Source organism: Roseateles sp. P5_B10 (assembly GCF_056400485.1).
In genome coordinates, this window is record NZ_JBFULE010001514.1 from 1 (window position 1) to 656 (window position 656).

Annotated in this window: 1 protein-coding gene; it reads right to left on the minus strand. The window is 59.9% G+C overall.

Going from position 1 to position 656, the window contains the following annotated elements:
* On the minus strand, window positions 1-656 hold a 656-nt coding region (locus AC1DU6_RS34330; protein ID WP_477862933.1), incomplete at both ends, for a cbb3-type cytochrome c oxidase subunit I.

The window sequence follows — 656 nt, forward strand, 5'->3', positions numbered from 1 at the left end:
AGCCAGGACAGAGAGGATCACGCCGGTACCGGTGTTCTTCGGCATGTGGATCGGCCGGAAACCTTCCAGCGGACGTGTATAGCCGCGGCGCTTCATATCCCACCACGAGTCATTGTCGTGAATGACCGGGGTGAAGGCGAAATTGTAATCCGGCGGCGGCGACGACGTTGCCCATTCCAGCGTACGCCCGTTCCAGGGATCGCCCGTGGTATCGCGCAGCTTCTCGCGGTTCCAGATGCTGACGGCGATCTGAACGAGGAAAGCACCGATGCCGATGGCGATCAGAACCGCACCAAACGCTGCGATGATGAACCAGATCTGCAGCGACGGATCGTCGAAGGTGCGCAGGCGGCGGGTGACGCCCATCAAACCAAGCACATAGAGCGGCATGAAGGCGAAGTAGAAGCCGAGGACCCAACCCCAGAACGAGACCTTGCCCCAGAACTGATCGAGCTTGAAGCCGAAGGCCTTCGGGAACCAGAAGTTGATGGCCGCGAAGATGCCGAACACCACGCCGCCGATGATCACATTGTGGAAGTGGGCGATCAGAAACAGGCTATTATGCAGCACGAAGTCGGCCGGCGGCACTGCGAGCAGAACGCCGGTCATGCCGCCGATCACAAAGGTCAGCATGAAGGCGATCGTCCACATCATCG